12 protein-coding genes and 3 tRNA genes are annotated in these 16,782 nt (G+C 54.9%); 4 read left to right on the top strand and 11 right to left on the bottom strand.

Annotation, left to right across the window (positions count from 1 at the left end; genetic code table 11):
- Positions 1-47: 47 nt before the first annotated feature.
- The 5 genes from fdhE to AC6I6N_RS07540 all read right to left on the bottom strand — a co-directional run bounded on the left by fdhE (position 48) and on the right by AC6I6N_RS07540 (position 6,182).
- A complete protein-coding gene (gene fdhE, locus AC6I6N_RS07560; RefSeq protein WP_497943360.1) occupies positions 48-968 on the bottom strand; it encodes a formate dehydrogenase accessory protein FdhE in 921 nt (306 codons plus the stop codon).
- On the bottom strand, positions 965-1,618 hold the full coding sequence (locus AC6I6N_RS07555) for a formate dehydrogenase subunit gamma (protein WP_264671953.1): 654 nt from the start codon (positions 1,616-1,618) through the stop codon (positions 965-967). Before AC6I6N_RS07555 ends, fdhE begins: the two co-directional genes overlap by 4 nt.
- Positions 1,602-2,516, bottom strand: coding sequence for a formate dehydrogenase subunit beta (fdxH, locus tag AC6I6N_RS07550; RefSeq protein WP_427957580.1), 915 nt, complete (start codon positions 2,514-2,516; stop codon positions 1,602-1,604). The genes AC6I6N_RS07555 and fdxH overlap by 17 nt, the downstream gene beginning before the upstream one ends.
- Complete coding sequence (gene fdnG, locus AC6I6N_RS07545) at positions 2,513-5,605, bottom strand: formate dehydrogenase-N subunit alpha (protein WP_108727819.1); 3,093 nt, start codon at positions 5,603-5,605, stop codon at positions 2,513-2,515. The genes fdxH and fdnG overlap by 4 nt, the downstream gene beginning before the upstream one ends.
- A gap of 124 nt (positions 5,606-5,729) precedes the next feature.
- A complete protein-coding gene (locus AC6I6N_RS07540) occupies positions 5,730-6,182 on the bottom strand; it encodes a hypothetical protein (protein ID WP_497943359.1) in 453 nt (150 codons plus the stop codon).
- Positions 6,183-6,354: 172 nt separating this feature from the next.
- Between AC6I6N_RS07540 and AC6I6N_RS07535 the strand changes: the two genes are divergently transcribed.
- The 3 genes from AC6I6N_RS07535 to fauA all read left to right on the top strand — a co-directional run bounded on the left by AC6I6N_RS07535 (position 6,355) and on the right by fauA (position 10,952).
- Positions 6,355-7,299, top strand: a complete 945-nt coding sequence (locus AC6I6N_RS07535) for a helix-turn-helix transcriptional regulator (RefSeq protein WP_497943358.1) — start codon at positions 6,355-6,357, stop codon at positions 7,297-7,299.
- A 165-nt stretch (positions 7,300-7,464) separates the two neighbouring features.
- Entirely contained in the window at positions 7,465-8,640 is a 1,176-nt protein-coding gene (locus tag AC6I6N_RS07530) for a multidrug effflux MFS transporter (RefSeq protein WP_108728738.1), read from the top strand.
- Between the two features lie 116 nt (positions 8,641-8,756).
- On the top strand, positions 8,757-10,952 hold the full coding sequence (fauA, locus tag AC6I6N_RS07525) for a TonB-dependent alcaligin siderophore receptor FauA (protein WP_321269017.1): 2,196 nt from the start codon (positions 8,757-8,759) through the stop codon (positions 10,950-10,952).
- A gap of 177 nt (positions 10,953-11,129) precedes the next feature.
- On the opposite strand, the gene AC6I6N_RS07520 is transcribed toward fauA, so the two are convergent.
- The 5 genes from AC6I6N_RS07520 to AC6I6N_RS07500 form a co-directional block, all read right to left on the bottom strand.
- Positions 11,130-11,654, bottom strand: a complete 525-nt coding sequence (locus tag AC6I6N_RS07520; protein WP_094197419.1) for a DinB family protein — start codon at positions 11,652-11,654, stop codon at positions 11,130-11,132.
- A gap of 65 nt (positions 11,655-11,719) precedes the next feature.
- Positions 11,720-13,969 carry a putative bifunctional diguanylate cyclase/phosphodiesterase gene (locus tag AC6I6N_RS07515; RefSeq protein ID WP_497943357.1) on the bottom strand — a complete coding sequence of 750 codons (2,250 nt, stop codon included), beginning with the start codon at positions 13,967-13,969 and terminating at the stop codon, positions 11,720-11,722.
- A gap of 279 nt (positions 13,970-14,248) precedes the next feature.
- Positions 14,249-14,324: transfer RNA gene (locus AC6I6N_RS07510), tRNA-Gly, on the bottom strand.
- A gap of 37 nt (positions 14,325-14,361) precedes the next feature.
- Positions 14,362-14,435 (bottom strand) — tRNA-Cys (locus AC6I6N_RS07505).
- Between the two features lie 42 nt (positions 14,436-14,477).
- Positions 14,478-14,553 (bottom strand) — tRNA-Gly (locus AC6I6N_RS07500).
- Positions 14,554-14,884: 331 nt separating this feature from the next.
- Between AC6I6N_RS07500 and murB the strand changes: the two genes are divergently transcribed.
- Positions 14,885-15,895: a UDP-N-acetylmuramate dehydrogenase gene (gene murB, locus AC6I6N_RS07495; RefSeq protein WP_094197417.1), complete on the top strand. Its 1,011-nt coding sequence runs from the start codon at positions 14,885-14,887 to the stop codon at positions 15,893-15,895.
- On the opposite strand, the gene AC6I6N_RS07490 is transcribed toward murB, so the two are convergent.
- A complete protein-coding gene (locus tag AC6I6N_RS07490) occupies positions 15,892-16,563 on the bottom strand; it encodes a GntR family transcriptional regulator (protein WP_094197416.1) in 672 nt (223 codons plus the stop codon). The genes murB and AC6I6N_RS07490 overlap by 4 nt on opposite strands.
- Between the last annotated feature and the right edge of the window lie 219 nt (positions 16,564-16,782).

The raw sequence follows: 16,782 nt of genomic DNA, 5'->3' as shown, positions 1-16,782 counted from the left end.
TGTGAAAAAAAAGCCCGGATCCGCATGCTGCCAATCCGGGCTTTTCTTTACAGGGCTTGATCAGGCAATGCAAAGGGGTTCAGGCCGGTGCGGCCATAACCTTCTGCGCTTGCTGCATCATCCAGTACCAGCGTCGCCAAGTCATCCGCGACACTTTCTGCATTGGGTTCGCGTTCCTGTGAGATCACCTTCAGATAGCTGTGGCAGTGACCGCAGCTTTCCGCACGCACCACGGCTTCGGTGGAGTCGAAGCTCAGGTAGTCCAGATTACCCGCATCGGCGCAGTTGGTGCATTTGGCGCGAACCATATGCCATTGGCTCTCGCACAAGGAGCAGTGCAAATAGCGCAGACCTTGTCGGGTGCCCTTATAGATCAGGCTGGCGACAGGGGCACTGCCACAAACCGGGCAACTGGGGGACTCTTCACTGCTGGCCACAGGCAAAGGCACTGTCCGTGCTGCCAAAGCCACGTCCAGAGAAAAAGCCGCCCACAAAAAAGGAGCCAGGGCCTGGGATACGGAATGGAACTGGTGTTGGGCCAGGGCCAGACCTGCATCCAGACGCGCCTGGGTGCTCATGGCGCGCAGGGCATCCAGATGTGGGGTAATTGCTGGTGAAGCACCAGGGATAAGCTGGTCCAGCATGGTATCCAGATGCGTTACCCATGTACCTTGGCGAGCGATCTCTACAGGATCAACGGCCACGGCATTGGAACGGCTTTCAGGTGAAACTGTTGCCTGAGCCTGAGCCTGAGCCTGAGCCTGAGCCTGAGCCTGAGCCTGAGCCTGAGCCTGAGCGACATCGGCGGCCAAAAGCAGATAGGCCTCCAGCTCATGGCCTGCAGCCAGTTCGCGCAAACGGGCCGCGCGGGCGGTGTACAGCTCATGCAATTCAGGCCGCAGGATGGGGTCAAAGTGCCGGGTGGACTCTTCCGATGGAACGGAACGACGGACAGGAACTTCGTTCATGCCTTGCCTTCCTTCACGTCTTTCTTGGTCGCTTGCAGCTCTTCATGCCAGCGATCGTGATGATGGCGTATCCAAGCTTTGGAAACATAGCCTGTCACCATGCCGGTGATGGAGCCGCGCACCCAGATCGCCAGATAAATATGGCCCAGAATCAGCAAGATCAGCCCAATCCCAGCCACGGAGTGGATCAGGATGGCCAGACGCAGAACGGGAATGGAGAAGAACTCGGCAAAGTACGCGCGCCACATGATCAGGCCCGATACCAGCAGCGTGACGATAGACAGCATGATCAGCCAGAACAGTACTTTTTGACCGGCATTGTATTTGCCGATTTTCAATGGCTGCTTGGCGTTGTTCAGGATCACGCCTTTGACGTTACGAAACCAGATCAGATCGGTTTTGGCGGGCAGGTTGTACTTTACGAAGCGGGTGAACATATAGCCAAGGCCAACGAAAACTGCGATCCCTAAAAAGGGATGCAGAACGCGTGCCAATTGCGGGGTGCCCAGAAAGGAACTTAACCAGGAAAAAGAGGGGTAGAACCAGGATAGCCCCGAGGTGGCAGCCAGGAAAAAGCAGAGCACAACGGCCCAATGACATAGCCGCTCACGGAATGGGGTGCGCAGCACAAGATTACTTTTCTTGTTCATGATCGTCTCCTTGCGTTGCCTTGTCGTGCTCGTGTTCTTCGTCCTCGTCCACGCTGTTGGGGCCCACACCGATGAAGTGGGCTGCCATACCGGCCACCGCCACCGCACCAGCTACGGCAGCAGCAGGTTTGAGTACGTCTTTCCAGCCATCCACCACAGCGCTGATCTGCGGGTCTTTGGGCAGGCCCGCGTAGCGCTGCGGATCGTCCGCGTGTTGCAGCACGTACATGACATGGGTGCCACCAACACCTTGAGGATCGTACAGACCGGCGTTTTCATAGCCGCGCTCGTTCAAGTCCTCAATACGACTCAGGGCCAGATCCTTCATTTCCTGTTTTGAGCCAAACGCAATGGCGCCGGTCGGGCAGGTTTTGGCGCAAGCAGGGGCCTGGCCCACGGTAACGCGGTCCGAACACAGGGTGCACTTGTAGGCTTTATGGTCTTTCTTGGAAATACGGGGCACATCGAAAGGACAGCCGGCCACGCAATAACCGCAGCCCACACACAGGTCGGACTGAAAATCCACAATGCCATTGGCATATTGAACAATCGCGCCGGGAACCGGGCAGGCTTTCAGACAGCCGGGGTCTTCGCAGTGCATGCAGCCGTCCTTGCGGATCAGCCATTCCAGCTTGCCTGCTTCGTCCTCGTGCTCGGTAAAGCGCATCAAGGTCCAACTGTCGGGGCTCAGGTCGCTGGGGTTGTCGTACACGCCGACGTTTTCTTCCACCTGGCCGCGCAAATCGTTCCATTCATTGCAGGCGACCTGGCAAGCTTTGCAGCCAATGCAGATGGACACGTCAATCAGCTTGGCCACTTCCATCTGGTGATCACGCACCTGTGGGGCTGGTGTGACCGAGTTGGTGGCCGAACGGCGTACTATGTTTTGCGAATTCATGCCGTGGCTCCCTTCATTTTCTCGACATTGACCAGAAAGGCTTTGAACTCCGGTGTTTGCGTATTGGCATCGCCAACGCCGGGGGACAGCGTATTGGCCAGAAAACCCTTGCGGGTTTCACCTTCAAAGCCCCAGTGGCAGGGGATACCAATTTGCTGCACCTGCTGGCCGGCAACGGTCAGGGTGCGCATGCGTTTGGTCACCACCGCCTTGGCGGTGATGTAACCGCGCTTGGTTGTGACTTTGACGGTGTCGCCGTGGCGGATGTCTTTTTCAGCCGCCAGTTGTTCGCCAATTTCCACGAACTGTTCAGGCTGCAACATGGCATTCAGATAAGAGTGCTTGGTCCAGTGGCGGAACAATTCGGTAATGGAGTAGGTGGTGGCTACATACGGGTAATCGTGACGATTGCCCATGCGCTCGGCGTCATTGGAAAGAATCCGTGCGGTCGGGTTATGCGTTACGTTTTCGTGTAGCGGGTTTTTCGCAATGGGGCTTTCTACCGGCTCGTAGTGTTCGGGGAAGGGGCCGTCATTAATGCCTTTTTCCGAGAACAAGCGGCCCAGCCCTTCGGGCAGCATAATGAAAGGCGCTGCTGGGCTACCAGGAGGCAGGTTGGCTGGGAAGTCCGGAACATCCGCCCCGGTCCATTGCTGGCCGTCCCAATGCAAAATCTGGCGATGCTCATCCCAGGGTCTGCCCATTTCATCCATGGAGGCGCGGTTGTACAAAATGCGTCGGTTGGCAGGCCAGGCCCATGCCCAGCCAGGGGTGTTGCCCAAGCCCGTATCGGTGTTGTCCCGATTAGCCATCTGGTTGCCTTTCTCGGTCCAGGAACCGGTAAATACCCAGCAGTAGCTTTGTGTCGTGCCGTCATCGCGCAATTGCGCAAAGCTATCCAGCAACTGGCCCTTGCGTAGAATCTGCGTGCCGTTCTCGTCGAAAACATCAGCCAGTGCATAGCCATTGGCCTCTTTGGCCACTTCTTCCGGATGCGGGAAATGCGGGTCGTGATAGGTGTCGGCGTCCCAGGTCATGTTCAGGACTTGTTCGGGACAGGCACCGCCTTCTTCTTCGTACAGGCGACGCAGTTCCATCATGATGTCGCCCAGGATGTTGGGGTCATGACGGGCCAGACCGGGAGGTTGCTGGCCGGCATAGTGCCATTGCAACCAGCGGCCCGAGTTCACGATGGAACCGTCCTCTTCAGCAAAACAGTTCGACGGCAGGCGGAACACCTCTGTCATGACTTCTTCTGTCTTGATGTCGTTGAACTGACCTTCATTGCGCCAGAAGTTCGAGGTCTCGGTGACCAGTGGGTCCACAATAACCAGGAACTTCAGCTTGGACAGGGCCTTGGACGTCTTGTTCTTGTCCGGCATCGCGGCCAGCGGGTTAAAACCTTGTGCGAAGTACCCGTTGACCTTGCCTTCATACATCATGTCGAAGTAGGCCAGCATGTCGTAGCTGCGATCCCATTTGGGCAGCAGATCAAAAGCGAAATCGTTAGCGGGCGTGGCGTGCTTGCCGTACAGGTTCTTGAGCAAAGAGATGAAGAACTTGGGTGTGTTTTTCCAGTAATTCACCTGACCGGGCAATACGTCTTTGGGCGTGGTTTCTTCCAGGTACTGTGCCAGTGTCTGCTGATTGTCCGAGGGCAGGTTCATATAACCTGGCAAGCGCAAGGACAGCAGACCCAGGTCGGTATAGCCCTGGATATTGGAGTGACCGCGCAAGGCGTTCACGCCGCCCCCGGCCATGCCGATATTGCCTAGCAAGAGCTGAATCATGGCGGCGCCACGAATGATCTGTGCGCCCCCGGTATGGTGCGTCCAGCCCAGCGCATATAGCCAGGTCAGCGTTTTGTTCTTGGCCGAACAGGAGCCAATAACCTCGGCAATCTGCAGGAAGTCGGCCTGTTTGACGCCGGTAATGTTTTCCACGACTTCGGGCGTGTAGCGGTCCACGTGCGCTTTTAACAACTGCAGCACGGAGCGTGGATGCGTCATGCTGTTGTCGCGCATCACTTCGCCGTTCTCGTCTAGCGCGTAGGTCCAGGAGGACTTGTCGTAGATCTTGGTTTTCGGATCGAAGCCGGAGAACATGCCTTCGTCAAAGGCGAAGTCGTCACGCACAATCAGGCAGGCATTGGTGTAGGCGCGCACGTACTCGTGCTGAATCTTGTCGTTCTCCAGCAGCCAGCGCACCATGCCCATCAAAAAGGCGGTGTCCGAGCCGGCGCGGATGGGCGAGAAGATATCGGCAACAGCGGCTGTACGGTTAAAGCGTGGGTCCACCACAATGACCTTGGCCTTGTTCTTGATTTTGGCCTCAATCACCCATTTGAAGCCGACCGGATGGGCTTCGGCAGGGTTGCCGCCCATCACAATCACCACGTTGGCGTTCTTGATGTCCACCCAGTGGTTGGTCATGGCACCGCGCCCAAAGCTGGGGGCCAGGGCTGACACGGTCGGGGCGTGACAGAGTCGCGCCTGACAGTCGATACCCAGCATGCCTAAGGCACGGGTAAATTTGAAGTCCAGCAGGCCGGTTTCGTTGGACGCGGCCGAGGAAGCCAGAAAGCCCGAGGATAGCCAGCGGTTCACCACCTGGCCTTTTTCGTTCTTGGCAATGAAGTTGGCGTCACGGTCATCTTTGAGCAAACGGGCGATGCGCTTGGTGGCTTCGCTCCAACTGATCTTGACCCATTCTTTGGAGCCCGGGGCTCGGTATTCGGGGTGCAGCAGGCGATTCTTGGAGTGAATCATGTCCAGCAGGCCAGCGCCTTTGGGACAGAGCGAGCCACGGCTGACCGGATGGTCCGGGTCGCCTTCAATATGGAAGATGCGCGGTTTCGCGTTTTTGGAGCCATCGCCCATGGAATACATGAGGATGCCGCAGCCCACTGAACAGTATGTACAGTTGTTGCGTGTCTCTTTGGATCGAAGGAGTTTGTAGGGCCGGACGGCGGCGGGAACTTGAGCGGCGGCTGTCGAAAGTCCCATCGCGGTCGCTGACAGCGCAGCTGCCCCAGCACCAAGAATTTTGAGAAACTGACGCCGACCAAAACTTGGTACGTTGGTATTCATGAAAGGTTCTTCTTGCAGAAAATGTGTTGGCAAAAGGATCGCTAATTGCCGGGCCGGATTATAGCAGTCTGCGTATAAACTGCTTTTGCTGTGCTGATACTGTCGTTTTTAAAGCGGATAGCGTTTAAGGTTTATTCGCACAGCAGCGGCCAATGACTCGCCACAGGTAGTACACAGCGATGCCGCTAAAGATAAAGGCGGGCAAAGCCCAGACCATACCTGCGCCGATCAGGTTGTCTCCCTGCGCGTTCAGGCAACTGGAGGCAGCCGTTTCTATGCAGTCTTTATAGCGGTAGTAGCGCTCGTAAAATAGCCACCAGAAAAAACCAGCCAGACTAGAAAAAATAATCAGGCCAATCGTTGATTTAAGGCGGGGTGTCGAGCGGCAAATCATGCTTGGAAATGTGGAACCATTGGTGTGATGAAAAAAGGGCTTATGCCCCGATTGCTTTAGCTGATTGCATTTTGCTAGGTGATCAACAGCAAGAAGAATAGGTGCAGCACAGATGCAAAATTGTAGCGATTCTGTGTGTCGATTTTGATGCAAGAACAGACCCTGGCACGATGAGGTCAACATAAAACTCCGTTAATTCAAGGCATTGCCGTACTCTTTGAATTCTTTAGAGGTGCCATATAATTGAGAATGTATGTTATTCTCAGTTGCATTGTGTCGGATGTTCTGTTCCCATCGGCCCGAGTGCCTTGAGCCCGTATCCGCCAGGCTGACATCGTTTTCTTTCTCTATTCCTATGATCAGATTCACAGTATCGGACTTTGACCGACTCGGTCGTCCGACAGGCTTTCACTATTGTTTGCCTCACTATGTTGGCCCAGATCGGGAAAGGGAGCAGCTTTGCATTGCCGAGGGGCGTGTGCAGGAACACGAGGTCAGGCCGGGCATCAAGCTGGTGCTGTCAGATATCGTCACGCACCATCACTACGAATCCAGTTCCGTCAGCGCGCCGCAGTTCTCTGCCATTGTGATGCTGCAAGGCCGCGCGCAAGCCCGCCTGGCCAGTCAGAATCAACTGAGCCTGGTCGCGCAAAGTGGTGTCAGTATTGCGCATAGCGAATCGGTCGCGTTGACCGGGATACACCCGGCCGGGCAACGTTTGCGCTGTATTAACCTCTCTTTGCGTTCAGCGGAAAGCGTGGGCGACTCGCGCTTGGGCGACACCCTGTCCAAACTGATGGGCCCATCCGGACTGTGCATGCAGAAGTGGACGGTCCCGCCGCATTTGCTCAACACGCTCGAGCAGTTGATAGACAGCCCCTGGCAGGGGGCGACGTACGATTTGCTGCTGGAAGGTGTCAGCCTGCAAATGCTGGCTCATGCGCTGGACGGATTGACTCCAAAGCCTGCTAAAGAGTCGCCGGCCACTGCCCGTGACCGACAGCTACTGGAGCGTGTGCGTGAACGTTTGTACAACGCGCCGGGTGACGATCATACCTTGGCGGATCTGGCCAAGCTGGCCTGCATGAGTCCGAGCACCTTGCGGGTGAAGTTTCAGGCAACCTACCAGTGTTCTGTGTTTGGCTGGTTACGTGAGCGTCGTCTGGAGCTGGCACGTGATTATCTGGCGCAGGGCTGGAGCGTACAGCAGGCGGCTCATTTTGTGGGCTATCGCCACGCCACCAACTTTGCCACAGCCTTTCGTGAGCGCTACGGGATTGCGCCCAGCGAATTGAATTGAGGTGGCCGGGCGGCCAGCTCTGTCATTGTTCAAAGCTCTTTAGGCGTTTGCCATTCCCCACTCTGGCGAGCCTGGTCCATCCTGAAAAAGACCTCCCCTATGCGGGTTTGTTTCTTTATTTCAGACAGAGCTGTGTTGCCTTCCTCGCTTCCCCCGTATCCCTTGATGGTGTTGATTCTGGGCCTGCTGGCCTGCGTTGCACCTGCCACTATTGACGCCTATCTACCTGCTTTCAGCGCGTTGGAGCGCGAGTTTCAGGTACCCCCCGAAAGCGTGCAGCAGACCTTGGGTGTGTATATGTCTGCCTATGCAGCGATGTTGCTGCTGCATGGCACTTTGTCCGATGCCTGGGGGCGCAAACCTGTGATTGTGGCGTCCCTGGCGGTGTATATCACTGGCTCGGTGATGGCGGCCTTGGCGCCCAGCATGGATTGGCTCTTGGCTGCTCGGGTACTGCAAGGCTTGTCGGCCGGAGCGGGTTTGGTGATTGGCCAGGCCATGGTGCGTGATTGCTATCAAGGTGAACAGGCGCAACGGACTCTGTCTTATATCGTCGTGGTCTTTAATGTCTCGCCCGCGCTGGCCCCGATTGTGGGTGGTCAATTGATTGCGCTTTTGGGTTGGCGCGCTGTGTTCTGGATGCTGGCCGCCCTGGCCGCTGCGGCGTGCTACTTGTGCCTGCGTCGCTTGCCTGAAACCCTGCCCAGCAGTAAGCGTCAGCCTTTGGCCTGGCGCCAGTTGCGTAGCGATATTGGGCAATTACTGGGCGATGTGCCTTTTATGGGCATGAGTGTGGCCTTAAGTTTGCTGATTGGGGCTCAGGCCTTTCTGATCGGCGCTGCTCCGGATTTCATTTCTCATACTTTGAATTTGCCTGAAACCGCCTTTGCCGTGTTGTTTGTGCCTTTGGTGGTCGGGGCCATGTTGGGGGCTTTGGCCTCTGCCCATCTTGTGCGACATTGGGGAGACATCACGATTATTCGCTGCGCCTATGGCTTGATGCTGGCCAGTTGCCTTGTCTATACCGGGTATCTGGCCAGCGCCTGGCATCCTGCCTTGCCGTGGGCCGTGTTGCTCCCCGCCTTTTTCACCGCAGGTCTGGCTATGTTGATGCCGGTGGTGACCATGCGTATTTTGGCCCAAGTTCCCAGTCGGGCCGGGTTGGCGGCCTCCTTATTGGGCTTTTGCCAGATGAGTACGTTTTCGCTGGTCAGCGGTTGGCTGGTGCCGTGGGTCTACGGCCAGCCTCTGCGGATGTCAGCCGCCATGCTGATCTGCGTCTTGCTCAGTGCCGTTAGCTGGTTTTGGCTGCAACTGCGCGCGGATCGATGCCCCTCCTAGAAGGAAAGCGGCAGGACTGATATTTGGAATAGGGTTTTTGCGTTTAGGGATACGCTCATGCAAACTCTGTAGATGATAATTGTTCGCATCTAAAACCTGTTCTGAGATCCTTGCTCATGCCTGCTGCTTCAACCTGCTATGCCCGTTCAAGATTGCGCTTGCTTGTCCCTGTCACTCGTTCTGCCATGTTGCTGGTTGCTGCCAGCAGCCCGGCCTGGGCGCAGGATTCCGTGGCTGATACGCCTGTAGAACTGTCCACCATTACGATCAAGGGCAATCGAGACCCAGGCGTGACGGAAACCGATCCGTCCTACACCACCAAGGCCATGAGCACGGCGACGGGGCTGTCTCTTTCTATCAAGGAGACGCCGCAATCGGTCAGTGTGGTCACCCGAAAAATGATGGATGATCGCGGCATGCAGACGACGGCGGATGCCTTGCAAAGCGCGCCGGGTATATCTGTGACACGCAGCGATACCAATCGTTATTCCTTTTCTTCGCGTGGTTTTGGTATCGACAACTATCAGTTTGATGGTTTGACGCAGCCAGTTTTGTCGCCCTGGGCCTTTGGTGAAAGCAACCTGGACCTGGTCGTTTTTGATCGGGTTGAAGTGGTGCGCGGCGCGACCGGTTTGATGACGGGGGCCGGTAATCCTTCGGCAGCCGTCAATTATGTACGCAAACGTCCTTTGCGGGACTTTGCCGCATCGGGGGGGATCAGTGTCGGAAGCTGGGACTTTGCGCGTGGATACGCAGATGTGTCTACCCCGATCACGGAAGATGGGCGTATCCGTGGCCGTATTGTAGGAGCTTATGGCAAGGCCAATAGCTATACCGATTTGCAGGATACTAAAACCCGTACATTGTATGGCGTGGTCACGGCTGACTTGATGCCTGGCATGGAGTTGACGGGGGGTGTTGCCTATCAGTCCAGCTCCAATAATGGTTTTGGCAGTGGTTTTCCGCTGTTCTATAGCGATGGCTCTCGTACGGATTTCAAGCGTTCGATTTCCAACAATACAAACTGGTCACGCGTCGAGAACAATACGACAACGGGTTTTGTGGATTTGAGCCACCAGTTCAAGAATAACTTGAGCTTGCGCTTGACCTATAACCAGTCCTACACCGATGCCTTCATGAAAAACCTGTTTCGGGGTGGGTATCCGGATCGGGAAACAGGGCTGGGTACATCGAACTCGTACTCTTATTACGAAGGCGATGTACGCCGCAAGGCATTGAATGCGTCCTTGTCCGGGCCATTTACCTTGTTTGGCAAAGAGCACGAGTTTTCGGTGGGCTGGATGATGTCCCAGGATCGCGTATCTTTCCCGCAGTATCGGGCCGTACCCCCATTGGCTGCGGCGGCCAGCTTCTATCAGCCAGGCCGAGAGCCGGAGCCGAACTGGTCCAGTGAGCCATCCCAGGCTGATGATACGGATAACAAACAGTCCGGCGCCTATGCCGTTGGCCGCTTTGCCTTGAGCGATAGTTTGCGCTTGATGGTGGGGGGGCGGCTGAGCAACTGGGAAACTGATCAGACCTACTTTGGTTCCAAGCGTCAGTATCGCCATCGTAACGAGTTCATCCCCTATGCCGGCCTGATCTATGACTTTGACGATACCTATACCGCTTACGCCAGCTATACCGAGATATTCAAGCCGCAGAACGCCCGCAACGAACAGGGTGCGATTCTGGCACCGATTACCGGTAAAAGCTATGAGTTGGGCTTGAAAGCGGCATGGATGGATGGCCGGCTCAATGGTGCATTGTCCCTGTTCCAGACACGGCAGGACAATTTGGCGGAAGCCACAGGTAATAATGTGATTGGTGCACCACCTAATACACCTGCTTACCGCCCGGTGTCGGGGGCCAAAGTAGAAGGGGTGGAGCTGGAGTTGGGCGGAGAACTGATGCCTGGCTGGAATCTGGCCACGAGTTTGACGACCTTTACCGCCAAGGATGCGAAAGGCAAGCCCATCAATACCAGCAAGCCACGTACCTTGTTCAAGCTCTATACCACCTATCGCTTGTCAGGGGATTGGCAAGGGCTGACTGTGGGCGGCGGCATTGATTGGCAAAATCGCATGTATCAGAACGCCACGGCACCAGGCCGCAAAGTGGTGAATGTTGAGCAGGGCAGCTATGCCATCGTGAATCTGATGGCAAGTTATGACTTCAACAAGCGCGTCTCGGCCACCTTGAACGTGAACAACCTGTTCGACAAAAAGTACTACTCGCAGATCGGTTTTTATAACCAGGGCTGGTACGGTGCTCCGCAAAACGTGATGCTGTCCTTGCGGGCGCAGTATTAAGGGTGGAGTGAGCAGACAGGCTTGCCTGATACAAAAGCCTGCTTGGCAAGGACAAGCAGGCTTTTTTCATTGGAAGCGGAGACCTGAGCGGCGTTATCTCAGACGCAAAAATCTTGTGGTCCTGGAGCGGCAAGCGTGGCGCTGTCCGTCTGCCTTGAGGCCTGCGGGCTACAATATTCAGGATACCAAGGCCATTAAATCAGTCACCCCAATATCGACACCCGCTTGATACAACAAGGTGCTGGCCTGACCACGATGGTGAGTCTGGTGATTAAAAAAGTGCGTCACCAAAAGCGCAACATCCTTCTCCATGCTCTGGCCCGCCATATTGTTATAGCGTAGCGTTTGGCCCAGTTGCTCGGGTGTCAGTGTGGCCGCCCAAGCAATAATAATCAGATCCAGTTTGCGACGGTACGGATCCAGTTCCGCCAAGGTGTCGAATAACTGCTGATCCAGTGTACGTGGCTTGGTAAATACCTCCATTTCTTCGCGCAAGCTGAGGGCATCAGGATGCTGGGCAAAGCGGTGCAGCCAGATCGTATCCCCCACTGCAATGTGCATCATCGTCTTGAACAAGGAGCCAAAGAAGGCGCCGCACTCTTGATGCTGCTTCTCTGGGGGCAAGCGAGCGGCGGCCTGATAAAGACGGCGGTTCATTTGGCTGTTGTAGTCAGCCATGCGGATGGCAGTTTGAGGTGTCATAAAGAGCAGTATCCGGCAAGATGAGGCATCCTGATGATTTCTTTAAATAGATAGCGGTACCAAGATCAAGGGCCATCTTTGCCAGTCATGAGTTGTTCGGTTGATCCCGCGTTGACTGCTTGCCTGGCGTGCGGAAAGTTAAGTGGACCCTGGTGCTCGATAAATTGCGCTGTGAATGTTTCAGCTGAAACAGGTCTTCCAAAAAGATAGCCTTGTATTTCTGGGCATTTATTATTTTTAAGGAATACGAATTGCTCTTCCGTTTCCACGCCTTCTGCAATTACATCCAGGCCAAAGTTCTTGGCTAAGTAGATAATAGCCCTGACCAGTGCGGCATTTCCGGCATATTCGTAGACATGGTGGATGAATGACCGGTCGATTTTTAGGCGGCTGACTGGATATGTTTTTAGCAGGCTTAATGATGCGTAGCCTGTCCCGTAGTCGTCGAAGGCCAGACCAACGCCTATGTTTCGTAAACCGCGAAACAAGTTTTTGGTGACTGCTTCGTTGCGAAGCAAGGAGGTCTCCACGATTTCCAGCTCAAGAGAACTGGCAGGCAGACCTGTTTCAGCCAGTAGAGCGCTGATTGTGTAGAGCAGGCGATTGGTACGTAGCTGTGCCTCGAACAGGTTTACGCTGATACGAAAATCGGGGATGGTTGCTTGCCAGCGCACGGCCTGACGGCAGGCCGTTTGTAATATCCATTCTCCTATAGCAGGCGCAGATGGCTTTTCGTTGAGCACATCAATAAAAGAGAGCGGCGTTAACAAGCCCCTTGTGGGGTGGTTCCACCGAATCAGTGCTTCTGCTCCGGTCAACTGCCTAGTGTGTGTTGATACTTGGGGTTGGTAGAAAAGCTCAAACTCATCGTTTTCAAAGGCCAGGCGTAATTCCCGCTCGAACGATCTGCGTGCGACAGCGACCTCGCGCAAGGCCGGAGAGAACACCTCGTAGTATCCCTTACCGGATGATTTCGCTTTGTAGAGTGCCAGATCGGCTGCGCTCAGAATATCCTCGGCGCTAGTGCCGTGCGTCGGCGCGAGAACCACGCCAATGCTGATACTGGTGTCAAAAGACTGGCCAGCAAAGTTATACGGCGTTGCAAAGACGTTGATCAGTGTTTGTGCGGCTCTTCGTGCCGCCTGCACGCCGTTTCCGGGCAGCAAGGCCATAAACTCGTCGCCACCGAATCGAGCAAGCTTAATGGCGTTGGGAAATGTCGACTTTAATTGCTGGGCGATGTGTTTGAGGGCGGCATCGCCAGCCGAGTGGCCGAAGGTATCGTTGATTTCCTTGAAGTCGTCCAGCTCAATTAACAATATGGTTGCAGGGGTTTCGTTGGCAAGCGTTTGGGCAAGGCGTGCCCGCCACATTTCCCGGTTGGCAAGGTTTGTTAGTGCGTCTAGCGAGGCCAGTTGAAACAGCCTTTCTTCATGATGCCGGCGCTCAGTGATGTCTCGCACAATGGCGCCGATATGGGTGGTGTCTGCTTCAACCCAGGTCGATAATGAGAACTCTGCCGGGAACTCGGTTCCGTCCTTACGCAAAGCGGATAGTTCGATCGTGCGGTCAGCAAGTTTCATTCGCTCGCCCTGTCGCAGCCGTAAAAGCTCTTTCTCGTAAATCTTACGCCAATTGTCGGGCACAATAATCGATCCTGGCTGGTTGAGGGTCTCGTCAGCTAGATAGCCAAAGATTTTCTCTGCAGAGCGATTCCAGAACGTGATGCGGCCATGCTCGTCAGAGCAGATGATGGCATCAGGGGAGGTGGCTGCGATATTTTCAAAACGGGCTTTGCTGTCTGATTTGGTTTGTTCCAGGCGGTGCGCTTCCATTCGCGCCATTACCAGGGTTGCCAGGTCGGAAAGGTTGGCACGATCAGTTTCGGTGAAGACATGGCGCGGCTTGGTATCCATCAGGCATACCGTGCCCAATCGCTCCCCCGTCGGGGCGAGTAGTGGTTTTCCCGCATAGAAGCGAACGTGTGGCGGTTTGGTGACTAATGGGTTCGGTGCAAAGTGGGGGGCGTTCAAGGCGTCCGGGACAAGCAAAATGTCATTGGACAGGATGGTCGTCGTGCAAAACGAATCAGCGCGCCTTGTTTCGCACAGATCAATACCAACACGTGCCTTGAAAAACTGTCGGTCCTTATCGATCAGCGAAATCAGAGCGATTGGTACCTTGAATAATCTGGCTGCCAGGTTAACGAGCCGGTCAAACTCTTCTGTAGGGGGAGTATCTAGCAGTTTGTACTCCGCTAGGATGCGTAGGCGACGATTTTCTTCGACAGGTACCGGGGAGGAGAGGGATTTCATAGTTGTCCTGTGCTCCATAGATTTAACTGTAAAAATAATCAATAACTGGTGGCCGTATCGATTACGTTTATGTTTGGGAGCTGGTGCCCCTCCGGTTTGTTCTGTGTAACTGCCGTTTACTGATATTTATACCCTCAGGCGGGCGGTGTTGTCTTATCTATATGTAGGTAGTTATACGTAACGGGCAGGCGGCAGCAGGCCGTGGCTGTGACAGCAAGGGGAGGAAATGGGGGGGCAGGACGAAAAAAAGCCCAAACCGAAGTTTGGGCTTTCTGAATTTGGAGCGGGAGACGAGTCTCGAACTCGCGACCTCAACCTTGGCAAGGTTGCGCTCTACCAACTGAGCTACTCCCGCATTTTTTACTGCACTACCGACTTGTGACCAGCATTACTGGAGGCGCAAGCCGGAATCGAACCGACCTAGACGGATTTGCAATCCGCTGCATAACCACTCTGCCATTGCGCCGTGGTCGATTAAAAAGGGAAGCCTAGGCTTCCCTTAGGAATCTGGAGCGGGAGACGAGTCTCGAACTCGCGACCTCAACCTTGGCAAGGTTGCGCTCTACCAACTGAGCTACTCCCGCATTTTGCTGTGCAGATTGAATCTGTTTTCAGCGATTTACTTATTAGCTTTTGCTTATTAAGTAAAGAAAGCTAGTTTAGAGTGGCTATCTTTGTTTGTCAAGAGTTTTTGATATTTTGCTTATGCTTTTTATCGCTTACGCTTTTTATCTGTACTGCCTAACAAACTAGCCTGCCTATAAACTGCCTTTTGCTGCGAAACCAACGCTGCGCTAAGCAAGAACGTAACTATAGACCGCAGGAAATATGCTTGTCAATAGATTCTGTAAATTTTTCCGGAAAATAGGCCGTCCGAGCTATGCTTACTGCTTTCTTTGATTGTGAGACAGGGCCGTGGACAGGCAGCGTAATGTGGATTTGAGCTCTTTTAATACCTTGGGTTTGGATAGCCGCGCGCGCGACCTGGTGGTGTATGACAATGTTACCCAGCTACCTGCCTTGCAAGCGCTGGTGGAGCAGGGCGAGCGTATCTTTGTGCTGGGCGGTGGCAGCAATGTGGTGCTGGCCGAGCACGTGGATGCCCTGGTGATCAAGGTAGAAAGCAAAGGGATCCGTCTGCTGCAAGAGCGGGACGATGTCTATGTTGTGGAGGCGCAGGCGGGCGAGTGCTGGCATGATTTTGTTCAGCATTGCTTGAATCTGGGCTGGCCTGGTTTGGAGAACCTGGCGTTGATTCCTGGTACGGTGGGTGCGGCTCCGGTTCAGAACATTGGTGCTTATGGCCTGGAACTGGAGCAGCGGGTGCACAGTGTGTTGGCCTGGAGCTTTAAAGAAGGCAAAGAGGTGGAGCTGTCTGCGGCCGAATGTGGCTTTGCCTATAGAGACAGCCGCTTCAAGCATGATCCGGCTGGTAGCTGGTTGATTCTGGCCGTGCGTTTTGCCTTACCACGTCAATGGACACCGGTGCTGGAATATCCCGATCTTAATAAGCAAGCTCATTTGGCGGGCGAGCCAGACCCGCAACGCATTTTCGATGCAGTCTGCGAGATTCGCCGTCAAAAATTGCCTGATCCCCACGTCCTGGGTAATGCGGGCAGTTTCTTCAAGAATCCCGTGGTGCAGACCGAGCAGCGTGATGCCTTGAAGCAGCAATGGCCCAATCTGGTCTCTTATGACCTTGGACAAGGCCAATGCAAGTTAGCGGCAGGCTGGTTGATTGATCAGTGTGGCTGGAAAGGCAAGCGCGATGGCGCGGTGGGTGTACACGACCGTCAGGCTTTGGTGCTGGTAAATCATGGCGGCGGGACCGCGCATGATATTGAACACTTGGCCCAAGCAATTCGTGGCTCTGTTCGGGAACGCTTTGGCGTGGAGCTGGAACAAGAGCCCGTTATGGTGAATTAAGCGTCTACCGCGCCCCACCATCGCAGCGTTTGTGCCAGATGGTGGCGTACCGCTTCCATGGCCGCTTCGGGTTTGCCCGCCTGCAGCGTGTCCAGAATGTGCAAATGTTCCTTCATGGCGGGTACGATGCGCTCGGGCAAAGGCCGTCGCGAGTGCTGCAGCACATTGATGCGATCACAATTTTCTTCGTAAATCGTCATGGCCGAGCGGTTCTGCAACGCTTGTGCCAGATAGCGGTGCAAGGCCCAGTCCACTTCCATGGCCTGAATCTGCAAGGCGGTGGTGACAAGGCCGCTTTGCGCCTGCTCCAGGATGTTCTGGTGTTGTTCCCGCAAGCTCTCCAGTGCGGGCTGCGTGGCACGGCTTGCCAATATCCTGGCCCCTTCCTGATCGAAGACACAGCGCAACTGAAAACATTCCCGTAGGGCTTCCGTGGTTGCCTCCAAAACCAGAACGCCGCGCTTGGGCAAGATAGAGACCAGCCCGGCCGCCGCCGCCCGCTTGACGGCCTCGCGCACCGGAGCCAGTGGAAAGTCGCTCAGTTTCATCAGCTCCGCCATCGACACCATCTGCCCCGCGCGTACCTGCCCGGTCGCCAATAAATGACGAAATGCCTGGAAGGCTTGGGTAGCCAGCAACGTGTCAGCAGAGGAGGAGGGAATACTCATGTAGCGTCTCCGTGGGTGCGTAATGTAGCTTCATGGCTGATTTTGTAGGGGTGGCTCTGATTGTATTCGGTATTTCTTATTGCATATGTACTGATATTCAAGATGAAATCTCTGCTGCAGTCCAAACAATAAAATAAATGGTTGAAGTAGTGGGTCGCCAATAAGCGAAAAAGAAGGCCCAATGGCTTGATGTTGCGCGGCGTAAAAAAACCGGCTCGA

The sequence above is a fragment of the Alcaligenes sp. LTN-3 genome (assembly GCF_059735605.1).
The sequence above is the reverse complement of the archived record's forward strand: the minus strand, read 5'-3'. Positions and strand labels throughout refer to the sequence as shown.